Annotated in this window: 3 protein-coding genes and 1 pseudogene; all 4 read right to left on the bottom strand. The window is 73.3% G+C overall.

Annotated features, from left to right (window positions below; genetic code table 11):
• Window positions 1-711, bottom strand: a pseudogene (locus tag CCN56_RS37455) (mannose-6-phosphate isomerase); the annotation flags it as partial.
• Between the two features lie 205 nt (window positions 712-916).
• Window positions 917-1,099, bottom strand: coding sequence for a Trm112 family protein (locus CCN56_RS37450; protein WP_086832166.1), 183 nt, complete (start codon window positions 1,097-1,099; stop codon window positions 917-919).
• Window positions 1,100-1,188: 89 nt separating this feature from the next.
• Window positions 1,189-2,556: a phosphomannomutase/phosphoglucomutase gene (locus CCN56_RS37445; protein WP_086832165.1), complete on the bottom strand. Its 1,368-nt coding sequence runs from the start codon at window positions 2,554-2,556 to the stop codon at window positions 1,189-1,191.
• Between the two features lie 104 nt (window positions 2,557-2,660).
• A complete protein-coding gene (locus CCN56_RS37440) occupies window positions 2,661-3,095 on the bottom strand; it encodes a DUF3499 domain-containing protein (protein WP_078908355.1) in 435 nt (144 codons plus the stop codon).
• Window positions 3,096-3,256: the final 161 nt, after the last annotated feature.

Genomic DNA, 3,256 nt, shown 5'->3' with positions numbered 1-3,256 from the left:
GGCGGCGAGCGTCTTCGCCGGATTGCTGTACGTGGCGATGACCGGGCCGCAGCGTTCGGCCGTACGGTCCAGGCGGTCGGCGACCTTCTCCAGGGCCTCCTGCGGCGCGTCGAGCAGGCCGACGCGGTCCAGGAGCATGAGCAGCGGGGTGAACAGGGCCCACAGGGCGCCCGGGCTGGCCGCGATGCTCTCGGCGTACTCGTCGGGCGTCTCGTTCGGGGCGGTCGCCATCGGGACGAACAGGCCCCGCGAGCCGTTGACCGCCTCGGCGAGCGGGGAGGCCTTCGGGGCGACGGCGACGACCGTGATCCCGCGGCGGTACGCCTGCTCGGCGAGGAGGGCGAGGCCCGGTTCCGCGCCGTCGGTGGTGGGCAGGAGAAGCAGGTCCACCGAGCCCGCCCAGCCCGGCAGGGCCCAGCGCAGGGCGCCCGCGGCGGGGGCGACGCCGGTCGGCTGGAGCCGTACGACGGGGGCGGCGGCTCCCGCGAGGGCGCCGATCAGATCCGCGACGCCGGCCGCGGCGGTGCCGGGGCCCGCGACGAGGACGGCGCGGGGGCGGCCCTCGGGACGGAGGTCCGCGATGCCGGCCTCGGCGGCGTGCCGGGCGGCGGTCCGTACCCGTGCGCCGGCCTCGGCGGCGCCGCGGAGGAGGCCTCGGCGGTCGGCCAGGGCGAGATCGTCCGGGGCGTCGAGGAGGGTCTCGTCGAGCATGTGCGGGCCTCCCGTGCGGGGCGCGGCTTGTGCGGGGCGCGGCGGTGTGGTGCGGGTCCTCGTGGTGCGGGTTCAGGCGCGGAGGCCTCTGGCGCCGGCAAGGGCGCCCTTCCGTTGTGCCCACCCGTTCCGCCCCTTGCGGAACGCCTGCCCACAACGGGGTGGGCTCCGCCTCAGCGGGACGAGTGGCCGCACCGGCCTTTCGTTACGCCGGCTTGCGGGCCTCGTCGGTGAGGAGGACCGGGATGCCGTCGCGGACCGGGTAGGCGAGGCCGCAGTCGGGGCTCGTGCAGATCAGCTCGGGGGTCTCGTCCGCCGTGCGGTCGTTCAGCGGAGCGTGGCAGGCCGGGCAGGCCAGGATCTCCAGGAGGCCGGCTTCGAGCGGCATGGGGTGTCCCTTCGAACAGACGGATCGGGCCAGGTCAGCCTACCGCCGGGGAACGGGGCACGCCCCCGTTCCCCGGCGGTGGGGCGGGGTCAGTCGGTCGCCCGGACCATGGCCAGGACGTGCTCGGTGAGCCGCTTGGTCGTCATCGGGTCGCGGGCCTCGACGTTCAGCCGGAGCAGCGGCTCCGTGTTGGAGGGGCGCAGGTTGAACCACCAGTCCGCGGAGGCCACGGTCAGGCCGTCCAGTTCGTCGAGGGTGATCCCGTCCTGCCCCTCGTACGCCGCCTTCACAGCGGCCGTCCGCGCGGTCTGGTCGGCGACCGTGGAGTTGATCTCGCCAGAGCTGAAGTACCGGTCGTACTCCGAGACCAGGTCGGACAGGGTGCCCTCCTGGCCGCCGAGGGCGGCGAGGACGTGGAGCGCGGCGAGCATGCCCGTGTCCGCGTTCCAGAAGTCCTTGAAGTAGTAGTGCGCCGAGTGCTCGCCGCCGAAGATCGCGCCGGTCTTCGCCATCTCCTCCTTGATGAAGGAGTGGCCCACGCGGGTGCGGACCGGCTCGCCGCCCTGCTCGCGGACGACCTCCGGCACCGACCAGGAGGTGATCAGGTTGTGGATGATCGTTCCGCCGGGGTTCTTGGCGAGCTCGCGCGCGGCGACGAGGGCCGTGATCGCGGACGGGGAGACCGGCTCGCCGCGCTCGTCGACGACGAAGCAGCGGTCGGCGTCGCCGTCGAAGGCGAGGCCGAGGTCGGCGCCCTCGGCGCGGACGCGGTCCTGGAGGTCGACGATGTTCTTCGGGTCGAGCGGGTTGGCCTCGTGGTTCGGGAAGGTGCCGTCCAGCTCGAAGTACATCGGGACGGTGTCCAGGGGCAGGCCCTCGAAGACGGTGGGGACCGTGTGGCCGCCCATGCCGTTGCCCGCGTCCACGACCACCTTCAAGGGGCGGATCCCGGTGAGGTCGACCAGGCTCCTGAGGTGGGCCGCGTAGTCCGCGAGGGTGTCGCGTTCCGTGATCGTGCCCTGCTTCGCCGTCGGCTCCGGGGCGCCCTTCTCCTGCCACTCCTCGGCGAGGGCGCGGATGTCCGCCAGGCCGGTGTCCTGGCCGACGGGGGCGGCGCCGGCGCGGCACATCTTGATGCCGTTGTACTGGGCCGGGTTGTGGGAGGCCGTGAACATGGCGCCGGGCAGGCCGAGGCTGCCGGAGGCGAAGTACAGCTGGTCCGTGGAGCAGAGCCCGATGAGGGTGACGTCGGCACCGAGGCGGGCCGCGCCGCGCGCGAAGGCGGCCGCGAGGCCGGGCGACGAGGGGCGCATGTCGTGGCCGATGACGATCGCGTCCGCGTCCGTCACCCGTACGAAGGCGGCGCCGAAGAGCTCGGCGAGCGTCTCGTCCCACTGGTCGGGTACGACTCCCCGGATGTCGTACGCCTTCACGATCTGCGACAGATCGGCAGTCACGGATCCACCCTCCTGAGTTCTCCACACGCGTGTGCGGCGCGTGTACGGAACGCCAAAACTACCCGGAGCGCAGTCGGGGGTACGCGGACGGTGGCCGGTTGCCGTCAGTTGTCGGGCGAACGGAGCACCCTGAGGTGCCCGCGGCGACCGACCTCCATGGGGTCGCCGCCACGGCCTCCGCCGCCCTTGCCGCCGGCCTCGGCCGCGCGCTGCTGGGGGCGGGCCGCCTCCCGTACCGCGTTGGCCAGCGCTTCGAGGTCGTCGCCGCTGGGGCGGGCGGGGGCGGATCCGTCGGAGAGCCGCACCACCTCCCAGCCGCGCGGGGCGGTGAGGCGCTCACTGTGCTCGGCGCACAGGTCGTAGCAGTGGGGCTCGGCGTAGGTGGCGAGCGGGCCGAGGACCGCAGTCGAGTCGGCATAGACGTACGTCAGTGTCGCGACGGCAGGGCGGCCGCACGCGGTGCGCGAACAGCGACGTACAGGGCTCACGACGTTGGACGGTACCGCACTCTTGAGCGGGCCGCGACGACTCTCCCTCAGGTCACTCCACCGTGTCGCGGTGTGACCTCCGCCACCCCCCTTCGGGTGACGGTGGCTCTGACCTGCACGGGAAGGGGCGTACGGGGGTGGAGGTAGGGGGCTATCCTGACACCTCGGGATACAAATCCGGTCAACCAGGGCCAGATGGCCGATCGTGGCGG

Origin of the sequence: Streptomyces sp. NRRL B-24572 (genome assembly GCF_002156145.1) — a bacterium.
Classification (GTDB): Bacteria; Actinomycetota; Actinomycetes; order Streptomycetales; family Streptomycetaceae; genus Streptomyces; species Streptomyces vietnamensis.
Note: the sequence above shows the minus strand (reverse complement) of the source record. Positions and strands in the feature narration are given on the sequence as shown.

What these genes read in the sequence shown, in the direction of transcription:
- CCN56_RS37450 (WP_086832166.1), bottom strand. Translation starts at nt 1,099, where the DNA reads ATGCCGCTCGAAGCCGGCCTCCTGGAGATCCTGGCCTGCCCGGCCTGC.